The 14929-nt window shown below is 51.7% G+C and carries 18 protein-coding genes; 2 read left to right on the top strand and 16 right to left on the bottom strand.

Annotated elements, in window-relative coordinates:
* From DXA36_RS19795 to DXA36_RS19770, 6 genes are all read right to left on the bottom strand, one after another.
* A partial coding sequence (locus DXA36_RS19795) for a CHC2 zinc finger domain-containing protein (protein ID WP_118681203.1) occupies positions 1–582 on the bottom strand: 582 nt, incomplete at its 3' end.
* Positions 583–647: 65 nt separating this feature from the next.
* Positions 648–2228 (bottom strand): MobQ family relaxase, encoded by a 1581-nt coding sequence (mobQ, locus tag DXA36_RS19790; protein ID WP_009274460.1) that lies wholly within the window; start codon positions 2226–2228, stop codon positions 648–650.
* Positions 2229–2415: 187 nt separating this feature from the next.
* Positions 2416–2559: a hypothetical protein gene (locus DXA36_RS33050; RefSeq protein ID WP_009274458.1), complete on the bottom strand. Its 144-nt coding sequence runs from the start codon at positions 2557–2559 to the stop codon at positions 2416–2418.
* Between the two features lie 299 nt (positions 2560–2858).
* Entirely contained in the window at positions 2859–3155 is a 297-nt protein-coding gene (locus DXA36_RS19780; protein ID WP_118681202.1) for a DUF3847 domain-containing protein, read from the bottom strand.
* A complete protein-coding gene (locus DXA36_RS19775) occupies positions 3148–3489 on the bottom strand; it encodes a DeoR family transcriptional regulator (RefSeq protein WP_118593901.1) in 342 nt (113 codons plus the stop codon). The genes DXA36_RS19780 and DXA36_RS19775 overlap by 8 nt, the downstream gene beginning before the upstream one ends.
* Positions 3486–3674, bottom strand: coding sequence for a hypothetical protein (locus DXA36_RS19770; protein WP_118544280.1), 189 nt, complete (start codon positions 3672–3674; stop codon positions 3486–3488). The genes DXA36_RS19775 and DXA36_RS19770 overlap by 4 nt, the downstream gene beginning before the upstream one ends.
* A 483-nt stretch (positions 3675–4157) precedes the next feature.
* Between DXA36_RS19770 and DXA36_RS19760 the strand changes: the two genes are divergently transcribed.
* Positions 4158–4964 (top strand): helix-turn-helix domain-containing protein, encoded by an 807-nt coding sequence (locus DXA36_RS19760; RefSeq protein WP_118593903.1) that lies wholly within the window; start codon positions 4158–4160, stop codon positions 4962–4964.
* Between the two features lie 93 nt (positions 4965–5057).
* Here the strand turns inward: DXA36_RS19760 and DXA36_RS19755 are convergent, their stop codons facing one another.
* The 10 genes from DXA36_RS19755 to DXA36_RS19710 form a co-directional block, all read right to left on the bottom strand.
* On the bottom strand, positions 5058–6359 hold the full coding sequence (locus tag DXA36_RS19755) for an MATE family efflux transporter (RefSeq protein WP_003020289.1): 1302 nt from the start codon (positions 6357–6359) through the stop codon (positions 5058–5060).
* Positions 6352–6786, bottom strand: coding sequence for a MarR family winged helix-turn-helix transcriptional regulator (locus DXA36_RS19750; RefSeq protein ID WP_118681201.1), 435 nt, complete (start codon positions 6784–6786; stop codon positions 6352–6354). The genes DXA36_RS19755 and DXA36_RS19750 overlap by 8 nt, the downstream gene beginning before the upstream one ends.
* Positions 6787–6902: 116 nt before the next feature.
* Complete coding sequence (locus DXA36_RS19745) at positions 6903–7280, bottom strand: TnpV protein (RefSeq protein WP_009274452.1); 378 nt, start codon at positions 7278–7280, stop codon at positions 6903–6905.
* Positions 7240–7512, bottom strand: coding sequence for a helix-turn-helix domain-containing protein (locus tag DXA36_RS19740; protein ID WP_009274451.1), 273 nt, complete (start codon positions 7510–7512; stop codon positions 7240–7242). Before DXA36_RS19740 ends, DXA36_RS19745 begins: the two co-directional genes overlap by 41 nt.
* A gap of 155 nt (positions 7513–7667) precedes the next feature.
* Complete coding sequence (locus DXA36_RS19735; RefSeq protein WP_118681200.1) at positions 7668–7826, bottom strand: Maff2 family mobile element protein; 159 nt, start codon at positions 7824–7826, stop codon at positions 7668–7670.
* 95 nt (positions 7827–7921) lie between these two features.
* Positions 7922–9757, bottom strand: a complete 1836-nt coding sequence (locus tag DXA36_RS19730; RefSeq protein WP_118681199.1) for a VirD4-like conjugal transfer protein, CD1115 family — start codon at positions 9755–9757, stop codon at positions 7922–7924.
* Positions 9744–10250: a PcfB family protein gene (locus DXA36_RS19725; RefSeq protein ID WP_118681198.1), complete on the bottom strand. Its 507-nt coding sequence runs from the start codon at positions 10248–10250 to the stop codon at positions 9744–9746. Before DXA36_RS19725 ends, DXA36_RS19730 begins: the two co-directional genes overlap by 14 nt.
* 27 nt (positions 10251–10277) lie before the next feature.
* Positions 10278–10991 (bottom strand): antirestriction protein ArdA, encoded by a 714-nt coding sequence (locus DXA36_RS19720; RefSeq protein ID WP_058966381.1) that lies wholly within the window; start codon positions 10989–10991, stop codon positions 10278–10280.
* Positions 10991–11332: a DUF7768 domain-containing protein gene (locus DXA36_RS19715; protein WP_087272945.1), complete on the bottom strand. Its 342-nt coding sequence runs from the start codon at positions 11330–11332 to the stop codon at positions 10991–10993. The genes DXA36_RS19720 and DXA36_RS19715 overlap by 1 nt, the downstream gene beginning before the upstream one ends.
* A gap of 295 nt (positions 11333–11627) precedes the next feature.
* Positions 11628–13151 carry a ParB/RepB/Spo0J family partition protein gene (locus DXA36_RS19710; RefSeq protein ID WP_118681197.1) on the bottom strand — a complete coding sequence of 508 codons (1524 nt, stop codon included), beginning with the start codon at positions 13149–13151 and terminating at the stop codon, positions 11628–11630.
* 168 nt (positions 13152–13319) lie between these two features.
* Between DXA36_RS19710 and DXA36_RS19705 the strand changes: the two genes are divergently transcribed.
* Positions 13320–14861 (top strand): extracellular solute-binding protein, encoded by a 1542-nt coding sequence (locus tag DXA36_RS19705; protein ID WP_330425070.1) that lies wholly within the window; start codon positions 13320–13322, stop codon positions 14859–14861.
* The last annotated feature ends 68 nt before the right edge of the window (positions 14862–14929 follow it).

Below are 14929 nucleotides of genomic sequence, written 5' to 3'. Positions count from 1 at the left end.
TGCAAGCTCTGCCATTCGCTGTTCAAGCTGTATCACATCCTTTCCGTAGTCCGCAATCAAAGCCGCTTTTTCCTCTGTCTCCCCGAACAGCAGCACATCCAGCAGATATTCCACATGGGCTTGCTTTTGTAAGGCTTCCACAAACCGGGGATGAAAGGCTTCCTCTGGGGAGTGCGGGGCATATTCCGTTCTCCATGCCCGAAGCAGGTGGAGATAATCGGCAAGGATACGGAAGCAGCGGTTCTTTGCTTCCTGAAACTGTTCCTCCGGGGATTTCTGCTGGGGCTTGGGCTTTTTTGCCTTTCCCGGCGGTTTCCAGTCCTCATAGGAAAGCCCAAAGTCATTTGCCAGTTGTACGGCGGCTTCTTTCTTTGCCAGCCCATACAGGGCGGCGGCAAAATCAATCACATCCCCATCCGCACCGCAGCCGAAGCAGTGGTAACGCCGATCCAGCTTCATGCTTGGGGTTTTATCATTATGGAACGGGCAGCAAGCCATCCCGTTCCGACCTACATGGATTCCATAATGCTCCGCAGCCTGTCTTGTTGTGACGGACTGCTTCACAGCTTCAAATACATTCAAATCTATCCCTCCTTGAAAATAAGAAAAGCACCTGACATTCTCAATCTGAAAATGGCAAGTGCCTGTTAAAGTTCCATATCCTGTTGTCTGTGTTTCGCCTGTGCCGGGGCGGTTCTTTGAGCCTTTTTCTCGTCTGCCTTATCCTGCAAGACTTCCTTGATGGGCTGCTTCTTAGGCGACTCTTTACTTTCCTCTGTGCCGGGTGTGGCTTTCCGTACCCAGTAGCGGATGTCCCGCAGCTTCTTCAAATCCTCCTGTACCTCGGTCAGTGGTACTTTCAACTCTGCGATTTCTTCCAGAAGCGTTTCCTGCTCCTCTTGCAGCTCCTTTTGGGTACTGTCCTTATCATCTGGGTGCTTGGCAAGGTGGGCGGCGGCTTTTTCATACCGGGCAACCTCCGAGTGTTCCTGTTTGAATTTCTCCTTTGTTTTCTTAAAAAATATCTTCTGGTACTTCTCATAGACAGGCTTACATTCCTTGCAGTCTGTCCGGCTGGCAAGAATCCCGTCAATCACTTTGCTGCGGGCTTCCTTTGGCTTCATCTGATTGCGGTAATCTGCGGCTGATTTCCCGGAAGATTCCAGAAATGCTTCTAAGTCCTCCACAGTGGAAAGCCCCTTTTGCTGGAGATAGGACAGGGCTTCGCTGACTGCCTTTAAGTCCTGTGAAGTCCCCCGATTTTGTCCAGACCTCGTCCAGTCCTTCCGTTCTTCCTTTCGTATCTCCATATATTTCATCAGTAGATTGGGAAGAAGTGTCGCTTCCTCCGCCGCCTTTTGTGCAAGCAGTTCTTTCCGTTTTTCTCCCAGCTCGGTAATCCAGCCTTTGAGGTTTTGGATAAGCTGCCGGATGGACTTCATCAGGCGGTTGGCGGCTCTGATTTCCCGGTTCAGGTTGCCGATGTTCGTCTGGATACCCCGCTTTTCCATCTGCCGGACAGCAGCTCCCTCATGGACAGTAGGGATAATATCAAGCCCCTGTCTGGCATAAGAACGCAAGTCCACACGCTCTGGGCGGTCATTGGCTTCCAGATAGCGGTTCTGGATGACCTCCCATTCATGCCGCCAGATTTCGCAATACTTCTGGTCGTTCCAATCCACCGTATCCTCCTTGTGGCTTTTCCATCTGCCGGACGGAAGTTTTATCCGTTCCCCGTTTTCGTCAAGGTCATAAACCTTGCGGCTCTTGGGAAGCCATTTTCCATGTTCGTCCATTGCCCTCATAGTGAGCATGACATGGGCGTGGGGATTGTGTCCCGGCGGATAAGTGTCATGGATGGCAAAGTCAACAATCATTCCTTTGGAAACAAACTGCTGCTCACAAAACTCCCGGACAAGGACAGCGTACTGGTCAGGCGGTATCTCTCTGGGAATGGTAAGCACCCACCTCCTTGCAAGCTGGGAGTTCCATTGTTTTTCCACAGCTTCGGCGGCGTTCCATAGGGTATTGCGGTCTGCATACTCCGGCGGAGCATTTGCCGGGAGCAGGATTTCATTGTGGACGATACCACGCTTTTCCGGGTAGTGCTTCACTTGCTGGTCGTATTCACAGAACAGCTTTTCGCCACTCTGGTAAGCAGCGGCGGCAACCGCAGACTGCCGCTGGCTGCGCTGAACAATCGTGATTTCGTTGTGTGGACAGGGCATTTCGTGTCCCTCCTTTCGCTAATTGGTGGACGGGGTGGCGTTTTACCACCTCATTTTGGGCAGAAAAAAAGCAGGAGACCTTTTTCAGATTTCCTGCTCGGTGTGCCGCTATGTGGGCGGCGGGTATTTAATTGTAAAAGTTCGGGGCAAGTTGACCCGATGTGAAGCTGACAAACTGGAAGTTATTTTACTTGCGTTCTATAAATCCTATGATTGAAAAAATCAATCCTACAATCCCAATTCCGATAACGAGCAGCCCCATTCCTGATGAGCAAAGAGAAATTATAATGGCAAAGAGTAGTATTGCAATACCTAATCCAATTTTCTTCATTGTAAATCCTCCTTTACAAATGCCGATTTGTTGTCATCTTCATTATACTTCATTGGCTATCGAAAAGATAGCATATTTTATGAAACTTGTCGGCTGGGAACAGCTTGCAACGCAAGGTGTCCCCAGATGGCAAGTACACAAAAGGGTAGCTGGCGGCAGCCAGCGCAGGGGAAGCGTAGCGTCCCCTGTTTGATTTGAAGCAGACCATGACTGCGGAAAATCACAGCCCTCCGGCGAGGAGCCTTCGGAGAACGCAATGCACCAACCTCTGGGTGGTGTATAATTGCGCCCTTAGTAAACTAAGGGGTTTCTGGCTTCTTCCGTTCCAGCAGTTTTTTCAATAGTTCCTGCGTGTCCTGTCTGTGAAAAATGAGTTTCAACAACACCATGACATCATCATCTGTCAGGCGTTCCGGCTCTTGCAGAAAACTTTCCAGCATACCGCCACGGGTACAGAGCCGGTGCGTCCGTTCCTTTCGGGTAAGCTGTTTCAACTGGTGCTGCAATGCCTTTTCATCATTGAGGGCTTTCCGCAGTTTCTTTTCACTCTTTTCCAACTCCCGGTTGAGCTTTTCCAGCTTTGAGGTATCAGGCAAGGGCAGCGTCCTCCTTTCTCGGTATCAGCACATAAATCCTGTTTGGTTCTCCAACGCCCTGACGCACCCGCATGATAAGTCCGGCTGTTTCCAGTTCATTCAAAGAACGCTTGACCGTCATAGAGCTGCGGGACAGGACTGCGGCAATGTCTGTGACAGGGAAGCAGACAAACAGGATTCCGTTCTCGTCCTCCTGCCCTTTGGAGAGCATAGCGTCCAACATCCGGCAGTACATGACCTTTGCGGTGCTGCTGACTGGAAATCCTGTCAATGCTCTGGGAAATGGCATACAGGGCGGCAGTGGTGTGTCTATCGTCATAAATTCAAAATTCATTCGGTGTGTTCCTCCTTTTTCTTTGCTCGTTTGGATAAATAACGGGGGCAGTCAATCACAACCGCCCGGAAGCTCTGCCTGCACCCATGCTGGCATTTCCTGCATAATTCGTTGTAAGTGACACGCCCCCGGTCATTGAGGTAAAAAGAAAGCTCCTGCTTCCTCTTTTTGCTCATTCTCGGCATATTGCGTTTCCTCCCGTTTTAGTGTATGGTTTCGGGGCGATTTTCGGCAAAATTACAGCCATAGAGCCGCTTAAAATCTCCCGAAGTATCAGCGATAGGGTAGACTATCCCCCTATTAAATTGTCGTGGTTCGGTATCATTTCGGGGTCAGTTCGCCAGTTATCCCCGGTGTCGTTCCTCCCCTGAATCTCACAGCGGCGTATCGCTCCCGTTGGTACGCTCGTTTCGGTCAGGGTTCCTCCACATCCCTGCCAAAAGTCATGGCGCTACATCGCCGGGGAAGCATATCCCACACAGGCTGGTCATTCGATTGGAATAATCCATCGATGAACTACCTGTATCATAGAACATTTTTGTGCCCTGTGCCGTATGTCCACAAAGTAGGAATTAAGGATAAAAAGCGGAAATTTCCACGATTGCGGAAAGTGTGATATAATCCAGTTAAGCGACAGCAATGAAACCGCCGGAAAGGAGTGTGCGCCCATGAAAGGAGCAACAAGCATACAGGAACGCCTTTGGGAACTCCGCAAGGACAAAGGCTTAAATCTGGAAGAACTATCAAAGCTGACGGGTATTTCCAAATCTGCTCTCGGAAGTTATGAAAAAGAGGATTTTAAGGAAATCAATCATGGCAACCTTATCACGCTGGCAGACTTCTATGGGGTTTCCGTTGATTATCTGCTGTGCCGGACAGAGAACCGAGAGCAGATCAACACGCCACTAACAGAGCTGCATTTGAATGATGAGATGGTGGCACTTTTGAAAAGCGGTCGGATTAACAACCGCCTGCTCTGTGAGCTTGCCACACATAAAGATTTTATCAAGTTTCTTGCAGACATTGAGATTTATGTGGACGGGATTGCCACCATGCAGATTCAAAATCTCAATGCACTTGTCGATACCGTCCGGCATGAAATCATTGAACGGTATCGCCCCGGCGAAGATGACCCGCATTTGAAAGTGCTGCAAGCCGCCCATATCAGCGATGATGAGTATTTTAGTCACATGGTTCTGGATGACCTCAACCTCATTATCCGAGATATTCGGGAAGCCCACAAAAAGGACAGTGAGAGTGCACCCCAGACCACCGTTGCCGATGAACTGAAAGAAAATCTGGAAGCAGTCAAAAATTTCAAGGGCAGTCGGGATGAAAAGCTGGTTGTCCTTTACTGTAAACAGCTCGGTATCAACTATAAAAATCTGTCAGACGAAGAATTTCGCTGGCTGATTCGGATTCTCAAAAAATCAAAGAAAATGGGAACGCCAATCAGTCAGAGGAAAAAACGGTAAAGAAAAACCGCTGTTGCATGGTTTGTTAGCTTCCATGTAGCAGCGGTTTTTACTGTGGTTATTCAGTTGAAAATCAGAACGATAAACTGGAAGTTATCGATTTCTTTGTGCGCTGTATCTAACGGACAGCACAATGCTTACTGATGCGGTAATGACCTTTGCAAATACGGCGCTCCACCAAATCGTGATTTGACCGCCAAACACCGGCGGCAGCATCAGCATCAACACCAGCATGATGATGGGTTCGATAAAGGTCAGAACATAGGACAGCACACTTTTTTCGGTTGCGTAGAAAGCCGCCGCGGAAACTCGTGTGATGGCGTCAAACGGAACCGACACAAGGAAGATCGGCATGACCTTTATGACCCCTGCGTTTACCTCGGCAGATGAACCGAACAGTAGTCCAATCTTTCCACGGAGCAGGTAAATCAGAATCGCACTGATTACCGCCAAAACCATGGAAAATTCATACGCCAGCGTTTTGGTTTGTTTGAGCGATTTTTCTTCGCCTGCTCCGTAGAACTGACTCATGAGCGGCTGGCTACCATCACCGACACCCTGCAAAAGAAGATAAACAATGCAGATGATATAGGAGATACAGGCATAGGTGGCGATAGCCTCCTGTCCGCCATAATAAACCGAAAATCGGTTGATGATCACAAGAGAGATATTTGGGGCAAGGGTCAAGCCAAATGGAGCAAGTCCGATTTTTAATATCTGAAATGCCGTTTTCGGGGTATCAACAGGTGCGATTTTCAGAGTGAGGTTCTTTTTGATGGCGCAATACACGAGTGCAACCGCCATGGTAACTCCCTGCCCAATAATGGTCGCCAATGCCGCACCGTACATGCCCCGTCCAAGAACCCACACAAAAGTATAGTCAAGAGCAACATTGGTAGCAAAGCCGCAGATCATAGCGATCATTGCCCACAAAGAACCGCCGTAATTACGCATAAACGGAACCAGTCCGGTGCCGAACACCTGTAAAATCGCTCCAAGGGCAATTACCTTGATATACTCATTTCCCAGAGTAAGCAACTCGCCCGATGCACCAAGGGCAGAAAGGATTTTCTCTGAAGTGAAGAAAACGGTGACAGTCAGGACAGCGCTGAAAAGAAGCATCAGCCATGTTGCACCGGCAACGAACTCCCGTGCTTTTTTCTCATTTCCTGCTGCTTTCAGAATGGAGTATTTGACTGAACCACCCATTCCGATTCCTGTCCCTACGGATTGCAGGACCGCCGTGATGGGATATGCAATGTTGATTGCGGAAAGTCCGGCATCCCCGATTGAGTTGCCTACAAAGAAACCGTCAACGATGGCATACACCCCGGAAAGCGCAAAGGATAACACGGACGGAATCACATACTGAAAGAAAGTCCGCTTGTTATTCACTGCCCAGACCTCCTCTCAGCTCTCTTTCAAAGAGAAGATTGAAAAGGTCAAGAATTTCACACATGGCTTGGAGCCGTTCGTTCCCGATTGTTCTATAAACCTTCTCCTTGGCTTTTCGTAAAGGCGCAATCATTCTGTGGGCGTATACCTGTCCGCTTTCAGTCAAGACGATCCGCTTCTCACGTTTATCGCCCTCGCTGGCCTCCAACAGTAAATAGCCCTTCTTTTGAAGTGCGCTCACGACCGTATGAACCGTCTGTTTTTGCATACCGAAATTCTCTGCGATCTGCTTTTGCGTCAGTTCTCCCATGGATTCCAGCGCATACAGCACCATCATTTCCGGGTATCCGACGCCAAGTACTGAAGCTGCTTTTGTATATAGCGCAGTGCTTTTCGCCCACGCAACGTTAAAATGATTGTTTTCCATAAGTCCTCCTCTTACAAATAGTATTTACAAATACTATTATAGTATATTGCAAAGACTATTGTCAAGGGCGTATGGAGCAAAAAATTCTTATTTGTCATAATCATTCTACCATACCGTTATGAATAAATCATCTCTTGCAAAATAATTTCTTCTGCCCGGTTGTGAATGTTATTGCAACGCCGCACCCATTCCATTTGTTGGGTTCGTTTCAATTCCTCGGTCACGCCCTCGGCATCTTTCATCTGCTCCATGATGGTGTCTAACCGTTCCTGTGCCTGTTCGTTCAGGTCTGCAAGGTATGTCCATAACTCCCCTGTCAAGGTCAAGGTGTTCAATTTGGCTGGGTGGACTTCTCTTAAATACTCCCGGTGCATCCGTCCGTACTTTCCGATAGGGCGGTGTTCCTCCGGCAGCTTCAAATCTGGGATATAGTAATCTCCGACAAGGATATAATCAATTCCGTTTTCCGTTATTCTTGGTTTCAATTCGCTCATGCTCCTTACCTCCTGTGGAAGCAGGCTCGTCTGATACTAACTCAATCACATCGGTAATCTCACAATTCAGCGTTTCGCAGATACGGGCTAATGTATCCATGCTGATGTGCTTTCCCTCTTTGCTCATGTTGGCAATCATATTCGTTGTCATACCAGCAGCAAGCCTTAAATCTTCTTTTCTCATATCACGCTCTAACAGTGTATGCCAGAGTGGTTTATAGCTGATGTGCATATTGCTTTCCCGCCTTCCTATCCATACCACCGGGGCGGCTGCCCCGGCAGGAACTTTTCTCTTATTATAGCACCAATCTTGTGAAATCACAATTTATTCTTGTGGACTGCCGCTGATACCGTCTGGATTGTGCTTTTCCTTTCTTTTTGTTCCCTTTAATTAGCCATGAACTGCTTCATGCCCTGGCTTTTGGAGCCAGGGTTGTCCGAGCCGTAGCCCTCCAGCAGATTGACAACACCCCACACGCCCAGGCCAGCGCCCAGCGCAACAACAAGGGTCTGCAAAGTTGTGATAGCAGAAGCGAAAAATTCCATATATCCTCCATTTCTCCGGGATTGTCCCGGCCATGAAAAAAACCGCCCGTTTGGGCGGCAGGTTACGACCTCTGGACACTTTGTCCAGAAGTGATTTATACATAGGCATCCGGATCGTCCACGTCGTCGTAATTGAGGATGTCCTCGTCCTCGTTTACGGGCCCCGCTTCGGATGCGTCTACCTCGTACACCTCACAAGCCTCGGAAAGCCCAGGCCGCCTGTGGCGGTTAATGAGCCTATCCAGGTCAAAGGCGTTTTTCTTTTTATCGGCCTCAGCCGTGTACTTGTAGTTCGGGTGCTGTTTCAAATCGTATTTGGACGAAAAGAACGGGGGCAGGCCCCGTAACTGCAAAATGCACTTGTCGCCCGGCATGGTAGCCAGCTCGCTGGGGGTCATCAGCTCCCGGCCCAGCCGCTGGGTGTTCTGGTTGTAGCTTTCCGACTGCCCACGGGAACGGCCCTCGGTCTGCATGGAGATCGTGGCCTTTCCCAGCCAGTTCTCGGATATTTCCTTGATGGTGGAGCTTTCCCGCCCGCCCAGGAAGATCACGCTGTCCATGTTGCCTAAGATCGTTTCCGCGTTGTCTTTGTAAATGGCCTTGCACTGCGCGTACTGCTGATAGAACAGGCACAGACTCACCTCGCGGGAGCGGATCACGGCCACCAGCTTCTCCAGGGAGGGCACCTGCCCCGTGTTGGCCGCCTCGTCCCACAGCACCCGCACATGATGGGGCAGGCGGCCCCCGTGAACATTGTCCGCCCGTTCACACAGAAGATTGAACATCTGCGAAAAGGCCAGGGCCACAATGAAGTTATAAGTCGGAGTAGTATCGGAAATGGTGAAGAAAACCGCCGTTTTCCGATCCCCGATGCGGTCAAGCTCCAGCTCGTCATAGCTCATGATCTCCCGGAGCTGGGGGATGTCAAAGGGGGCCAGCCGGGAACCGCAGGAAATCAAAATGCTTTTTGCGGTCTTGCCGCTGGCCAGCTTATATTTTTTGTACTGCTTCACGGCAAAGCAATCCGGCTTGCGCTTTTCCAAGCCCTTGAACATATAGTCCACCGCGTTCATATAGGACTCGTCATCCTCTTTCACGTCCATGCCGGAAATCATGTCCACCAGGGTATTGATATTCCGATCCTCGGCAGGGGCTTCAAAGATGATATAGGCAATCAACGCGCAGTACAATAGCGTTTCTGCCTTTGTCCAGAACGGATCGCCCTCTTTGCCCTCGCCCTTTGTATTTGCTATGAGGGTGTCCACGAATTTGAGGATGTCCGCCTCATTGTGGATGTAGGACAGCGGGTTGTAGTGCATAGATTTTGAAAAATCTATGCTGTTGAACACTTTGACCTTATATCCCCGGCGTTGCAGGAAAGTACCCACCTGGGAGAGCACCCCGCCTTTTGGATCGACGCACACATAGGAGCTGTGCGCCTGGAGTAGCTGGGGCGTGAGCCAGAAGCGGGTTTTGCCCGAACCGGACGAGCCGATGATGCAGGCGTTGAGGTTGCGGGCGTTGGCCGGGTTTTTAGGCCGGGTGTTCATAGTGAGAAACTCCGTCTTTGTCAAAATGACGTTGTTCTCAAATTTCGGATCGATAAAGGGCTTGATGTCTTTTTCGGTGCCCCAGCGGGCCGATCCGTATTCTTCATCCCGTCTGAATTTCTTTGCGTTCTTGCTTTTCATATAGATCAGCAGGCGAAAGCCCACCGCGCCCACGATGCCGATGAGCCAGTCAAGGGGATGGAGCCCCGGCGCAAAGTCGGCAAAGGCCGGGCCGATGCTCTGGCCCAGGCCCATCAGCTTGTGAGCAAAGTCCGCTCCGGGAGCCAGGCGGTAGGCCGTCCCCAGCTTTAAGCAGGCCCACAGGATAAACAGGTACGGGATGTTGGGTATCACATATTTCTTAACGCTATCTGTCCTCATGCACCGCCTCCCTTGCACGTTCTTTCTTGTGGGACGGCTGGCGGGCCAGTTCAGCGGCGGCCCGTTTGAGCTGTTCCCGGATCGGGACGCGCCGGGACTTGGAACGCTTCATCACGCGCCGGGAGTATTCCGAAAAACAAGCGGTGATGGCATCGGCCTGCCCGCTTTTGAAAAACAGCAGGTATTTGTCCGGCCCGGTCTTATAAAAGGCATAGTCCACATTCCAGCGCCGGGCCACCCGGTCAAAGTCCTTTGGGGACTCCACCTCGATGCTGTTCGTGGCGGCCCCGTGGCCCATAAGCTGGCGCACCGTCTGTTTTCCGTGGGGTGTCTGGCGGGCCCGGTACGTTTTCTTGATCTTCCGGCCCACCGCCAGACACGCCTGGGCCAGTACCCGGCCCGTGAGCTTTGTCGCCTTGATCGAAACTGCTATGGTACGTCTGGAAACGTCCTCATCAATCAGCCGTATCCCTCCTTTCCATGAAAAAAGCACCTCTGGACAAAGTGTCCAGAAGTGCCGTTATCGTTCCTCGTGTTCCTTTGCGGCAATCTTCCGATAGCCCTCCAGGGAGGAACCGTCAATAATTTCTTTGTAGGCCGCCATCTGCTCCCGCACCGTGAGCTGCGGAAAGGCAAAGACTTTGTGCTCGGCGGGAATGTCCTCGATCCCGTGATAGTGCTCGATGAATTGACCGCCGTTGTTCAGCACATAGCCGCCAGGGGCAAAGTGGCCGTCCTCTTCAAGCCGAATATCCCGCCCGTATGCCTCATAGTCAAAATAATTCAGCAGGTGCTCCGGCACGTCAATGGCCTCCATGTCCTCCACATAGATGCGGCCCAGGGTTTCATCGTCCTCGACACCAGGATAAAACTCGTAGCAATCCAGGTTTTGCGCCAGATTGATGAGATCGGCCACGCTGGACGTATGTTCACCGCTATCAATCACGGCCTCAAATTTCTCCAATTCGCCCTGATCCAGCTCGGAGAGCAGGCAGGCCAGATGATTGAGCTCGTCCAGGTTTTCATATTCCGTGAGATAGTCGTAGAGCCCCAGCACATCACCGTCAAAGCTGGTAATGAAAAATTCCTCATAACGTACCCCATCCACGCCAATGCGTTTCAGAAGCCCCTGCACCTCCTCGGTGGTAGTAGGAAATTTCAAGGTTTCGCCAACCAGCTCGCCCTCGTTGTATTTTCCCAGGTTGGTGATGTAGGCTTCAAACAGGGACGCCATCAGCGGCGGCCCTGGCCCTTGACGGTCAGGATGCCCTCAAGGGTAGTCGCGGTAATCCCCAGGCGCTGGGCCACGGCAATATCATTTTTCATGGCCTCGGTCACGGAATGGCCGCACACCACCAGCACACGGGAGCGCCGGAGCAGATCGCGGCCCATGTCGATGCCGTTCTTGTGCTCCTCCGGCACCGCGTCATTGAGGAACAGCGGCAGATAGAGCATGGGGCAGATGGGGGAATAGCCCGCATCATAGACCACGCGGCAGTAATGCGCCGCCTGCTCCATATCCACCGCAGGATCGCCGCGCCATGCGGCAGTAATATAAGCAAGGGATCGTTTCATCTTCAACACCTCCGATATTTATAATAGGTAGTTCGACCCTATCCCCCCGCCCTTTCCCTATCCAGGGAAAGGGGGCGGCTCTGGAGGATATATACCCCCGCCGCGCCGCTGGAAGTAGCACAGCCGGGGCAGACCGTCAAGGGCAAGTCGCCGCGAGCGGCGGTGCGTTGCACCCTTGACGGCCCACTCCCGGCTGTGCAGGAATAGAGGCGGCGACGGGGGATATATCACCACAGAGCCCATCCCAAGCGCGGGGCGCTTACCTCTGGACAAAGTGTCCAGAAGCGGGGCCAGGTTACTTCTCCAAGTCCTTTTTCTTGTCCGGCTTCGCCAGTTCGGGCGGCTGTTTCTCTTTCCACTCGTCCAGCAGAGCCATGATCTGCTCCTTCATTTTGGCAGGAGTGACCTCCTTGCCGAAATACTTAGATAGTTCAGCAGTCGAAATAATCACACCGCGATCCTCCTTTTTTTCTTCACTCAAAATACCGTCAATCACATCGCCGTTGAGCTTGCCCTCCTTGTCCAGCTCGTGGAGCCGCTTCGCCTGGGCCACCGAGGGGGAGGACTGCTCCCCGTCAATGGAAACGGCAATCAGCCGCTGGTTTTCCGGCCTGATATACGAGATCTCCACCGCAGGCATAAAGCCCATCTGCTTTGCGTCCACCTTGTCCAGAAGTTCCGGCACCAGGGAATTAAGACGGATATACCGCATGACCTTTTTATAGTTCATGTCGTGTTCCTTACCCACGATCTCCACCGAGAGCTTCCCCAGGGCCTCGGCCTCTTTCTCCGTTTTCGGGCGGGCCCCCTGGCGCTTGATGGCCTCCACCTCCAAATCCAGGAGCTTTGCCAGCTCGCTCGGGAGCGGATCGCCGCGCTGTTTGTTGCTGTTCCGCATTTCCCGGACAGCTTCAAGATCGGTCATTTCCCGGACGATACAGGGCATTTCCTCCAGTCCGGCCCGCGCACCACCATGATGGCGGCGGTGGCCCGCGATAATCTCATAGCCCTTGCCGTCCTTTTCTGGGCGGACAGTGGCGGGTGTCATAATGCCGTGTTCCTTGATCGTCCCCACCAGATCGTCCATCGCCTTATCGTCCTGCACCTTGTAGGGGTGTTCACGGAACGTGTGGAACGGGTGGAGCTCCGACATTTTCAGATAGACGATTTTTCCCTCTTCCACCGGGCGGGGCGGCACCTCCGGCGTGGGCGGCAGCTTGATTTCCGGCGGCGGGACTGCCGCCTCCTTGACAGGAGCGGCCTTGCCCGGCTTTACCGTCTGAGCGGATTTAGACGCTGGCGCACCGCCGGAACCCGTTTCCTTGCCCTTGTCGGCTTTCTTACCTCTGGACACTTTGTCCCGAACAGAGGGCGGAGCCTCCTCACGGGCCGCCTTGTCAACCTTAGACGGGCGGCCTGTGCGGGGCTCCGCCGCTTTCGACTTTTTCTCCACAGTCGGCCCGGCCTGCTCTTTTGGCGGACGGCCCCGGCGCTTCGGCGGCTTATCCGCCTCCGGCATTTTCTTGTCCGGGGCGGGAGCAGAAGCCTCCTTGCCGCCCTTATCAGCGGCCTGGATGTCCGAGAGGTTGATCACCTTGCCGGACGGCGCGGGAGTGTCCTCACCCATACCGGGGAGAACAGTCTGCTGGGTATGTTCCCCAGCGGCGGGCTCCGCATGAGAGGGGGCCGCCTGATCCCCACCAGGGACAGCGGGCCCATCGGTGTGCTCCGGCGCAGGCGGATCGCCCGGCCCGGACGGGGCCGGAGCTTCCGGGGTTTTGCTTTCCTCCGGGCTCACGTTTACTTTTTCATCTGCCATTGGCTAACCTCCTTCTTCGTGAGATGAAAAAAGACCAGACCTCCCGGCCCGGCCAGCTAAAAAATTCCCCCTTTCGTTTTAGTATAAAGTCAGCACCACTCCTTTCCAAAACCGGGCCATGAAAAAAACGCCGCCTTTTCCTTGAAAAAAGCGACGTTTTAGTGTAGGTTGGCTCAGTTTTTTGTTCTGATTTATGATTATGCCTTTGTAAAGAAACCTAATGTAAAGTTGAACATCATTCCTGATCCGGACGGGGTATACGAAACACGTATGGAGTCTGGAAACCTTGGGGATATCGTAATCTGGGGAAATGATTCCGATGAATATATGCAGGCTGTTCAAAAGGGTATGCTTTTTGACTGGAATGAAGATGAAATCCTTTCCGATTACGGCCCGTACATAGAAGAACATATGCCTTATGCTTTGGAGAAAAATACAAACCTGTCCGGCGGAACTACCTATGGATACGGCTTTGATGTGGCAGTGGATCCCAGTGCCAGAGGGGATATCATGTATACCTGGGATTTGCGGTGGGATCTGTATAAGGAACTGGGTTATCCAGCAATCAAAAATCTGGACGATATGGTGGAAGTGCTGGCACAGATGAAAGAAATCTGCCCCAAAGATGACAACGGCAAAACCACCTACGGGGTATCCCTGTTTAACGACTGGGACGGCGATATGGTTATGTTTGTAAAATCCACGGCTACCGCGTATTATGGTTATGATGAGTTTGGTTTCGGCCTTTATGATTCCGAAGAACAGAAGTATTATCCCTGTCTGGAAAAGGACGGCCCTTACCTTACCTGTCTGAAATTCTATAATGACCTCTACCAGAGAGGACTCCTGGATCCGGACTCCCAGACCCAGAAATATGACGGTATGGTGGAAGATTACCAGAACGGCAGCGCCTTCCTGAATGTATTTAATTTCCTCGGTTCCGCCATGTATAATTCCGACAGCCATGCGGCGGACGGAAAGGCCATGTATCCCTGTCCTCCGGAAGAAGCAACGCCTATCGCTTACGGGCTGAATGTATACGGCGGGAACCGGATCTGGTCCATCGGTGCGAAAACCGAATATCCCGAGCTGTGTATGGCTATTCTGAACTGGCTTTCCACACCGGAAGGACGTATGACGGCTGAATACGGCCCCAAGGATGTCTGCTGGTATTATGATGAAAACGGCAAGACCTGCTTTACGGATTTGGGAAGAGCCGCAAAGCTTGACATTAAGACGGAAATGTCCGATGGTTATTCAGGAACCTTTGAGGACGGAAACTTTAAGATGAACAACCAGACCTGGGCTCTTGATACGGAAAACCTGGATTCCAACGGTGATACTTATAACTATAAAAAGTGGGACAGCTTTATAACCGAACCGAATTCGGAGATTGAGGCCGACTGGAGGGACTATACGAAAGCCAGAACACCCGATGAATACATGGGACAAAGACCCTACAAGCTTGCTCCCGGGACGACCTATTCCGCAGGAACCAAATCGGACGAGCTGCTTGTACTTTGGAATCAGGTTGCAGACTGTATCAAAACGAATTCCTGGAAGGCGATCTATGCTTCCACGGATGAAGAATTTGATAAAATTGTGGATGAGATGATTTCCAAGGCAAATGAATATGGCTATGACGAATGCATCGCATTCCAGGAGAATGAAGTTAAACTGCGGGCCGCGGCAGAGGATGCCGTAAAATAACCATGCAGGCAGGTCTGCGCATTTACCGCGCAGACCTGTTTGAACTGTTACCGGACAGGAAAGGACAG

It is taken from the genome of Eisenbergiella sp. OF01-20, from assembly GCF_003478085.1.
Lineage (GTDB): Bacteria > Bacillota > Clostridia > Lachnospirales > Lachnospiraceae > Eisenbergiella.
This window is presented reverse-complemented; position numbering and strand designations above follow the sequence as displayed.

Excerpts from the sequence above, each read along its gene's own strand:
- DXA36_RS19775 (WP_118593901.1), bottom strand. The coding sequence starts at position 3,489 with ATGAATTTTGAATTTATGACGATAGACACACCACTGCCGCCCTGTATG.
- DXA36_RS19720 (WP_058966381.1), bottom strand. The coding sequence starts at position 10,991 with ATGGCGTCCCTGTTTGAAGCCTACATCACCAACCTGGGAAAATACAAC.
- DXA36_RS19745 (WP_009274452.1), bottom strand. The coding sequence starts at position 7,280 with ATGAGCGAATTGAAACCAAGAATAACGGAAAACGGAATTGATTATATC.
- DXA36_RS19710 (WP_118681197.1), bottom strand. The coding sequence starts at position 13,151 with ATGGCAGATGAAAAAGTAAACGTGAGCCCGGAGGAAAGCAAAACCCCG.
- DXA36_RS19770 (WP_118544280.1), bottom strand. The coding sequence starts at position 3,674 with ATGCCGAGAATGAGCAAAAAGAGGAAGCAGGAGCTTTCTTTTTACCTC.
- mobQ (WP_009274460.1), bottom strand. The coding sequence starts at position 2,228 with ATGCCCTGTCCACACAACGAAATCACGATTGTTCAGCGCAGCCAGCGG.
- DXA36_RS19715 (WP_087272945.1), bottom strand. The coding sequence starts at position 11,332 with ATGAAACGATCCCTTGCTTATATTACTGCCGCATGGCGCGGCGATCCT.
- DXA36_RS33050 (WP_009274458.1), bottom strand. The coding sequence starts at position 2,559 with ATGAAGAAAATTGGATTAGGTATTGCAATACTACTCTTTGCCATTATA.
- DXA36_RS19750 (WP_118681201.1), bottom strand. The coding sequence starts at position 6,786 with ATGGAAAACAATCATTTTAACGTTGCGTGGGCGAAAAGCACTGCGCTA.
- DXA36_RS19730 (WP_118681199.1), bottom strand. The coding sequence starts at position 9,757 with ATGAGGACAGATAGCGTTAAGAAATATGTGATACCCAACATCCCGTAC.
- DXA36_RS19735 (WP_118681200.1), bottom strand. The coding sequence starts at position 7,826 with ATGGAATTTTTCGCTTCTGCTATCACAACTTTGCAGACCCTTGTTGTT.
- DXA36_RS19760 (WP_118593903.1), top strand. The coding sequence starts at position 4,158 with ATGAAAGGAGCAACAAGCATACAGGAACGCCTTTGGGAACTCCGCAAG.
- DXA36_RS19740 (WP_009274451.1), bottom strand. The coding sequence starts at position 7,512 with ATGCACATCAGCTATAAACCACTCTGGCATACACTGTTAGAGCGTGAT.